The sequence below is a fragment of the Agrobacterium sp. 22-226-1 genome (genome assembly GCF_053522345.1).
In genome coordinates this window covers 1-839 of sequence record NZ_JBNWCP010000058.1, presented here as the reverse complement: position 1 = coordinate 839, position 839 = coordinate 1, and the positions used below count along the sequence as shown (strand labels likewise).

Annotated in this window: 1 pseudogene; it reads left to right on the top strand. The window is 56.0% G+C overall.

The annotated features are described in order from the left end of the window. Positions 1-81 precede the first annotated feature (81 nt). Positions 82-839: pseudogene (locus ACQZ5K_RS27055) on the top strand (IS3 family transposase); the annotation flags it as partial.

The window sequence follows — 839 nt, the reverse complement described above, 5'->3', positions numbered from 1 at the left end:
TGATCTGAACCCTTCAAACTGGACCGTTTTTGGTTAGAGTTTTCCGGTGCATTTTCCTGGCTGGGAAAGGAACGGAAGACGATGAAAGCATCGCAGTTTTCGGACGCTCAGAAGGCGTTCATTCTGAAGCAGGGTGATGAAGGAGTGTCGGTGGCGGAGATCTGCCGCAAGGCGGGAATTAGCCAGGCGACCTATTTCAACTGGAAGAAAAAATACGCGGGCATGCTGCCGCCGGAGATGAAGAAGCTGAAGCAGCTCGAGGACGAGAATGCGCGGTTGAAGAAGATCGTCGCGGACCTGACGCTGGACCGTGAGATGTTGCAGGATGTCATTCGGCGAAAGCTCTAAGGCCTGCTCGGAAACGCGAGATGGTGAAAGGTATGTGCCGGGATTGGATGATCTCGATCCGGCGCGCCTGTGGGGCACTGAACTTCGATCGGTCGACCTACCATTACACCTCTCGCCGTGCCGATCAGGCCGGTCTGGAACGTCGTATTCGTGAGATCTGCGAGATACGTGTTCGCTACGGCTATCGTCGCGTGCATGTATTGTTGGAGCGCGAGGGTTGGGGGACCAACATCAAGCGAACCTATCGCATTTACAGAGACTTGGGCCTGCAACTGCGTAACAAGACGCCGAAGCGACGGGTCAAAGCCAAGCTGCGGGAAGATCGGCAAATGGCCGTTGGACCGAACGATGTCTGGGCGATGGACTTCGTTCACGACCAACTCGCGACCGGCAAGAAACTGCGGGTGCTCACGGTGGTCGACACCTTCTCGCGCTATGTGCCGGTGCTTGATCCACGTCACAGCTATCGAGGTGAAGATGTCGTGCAAACC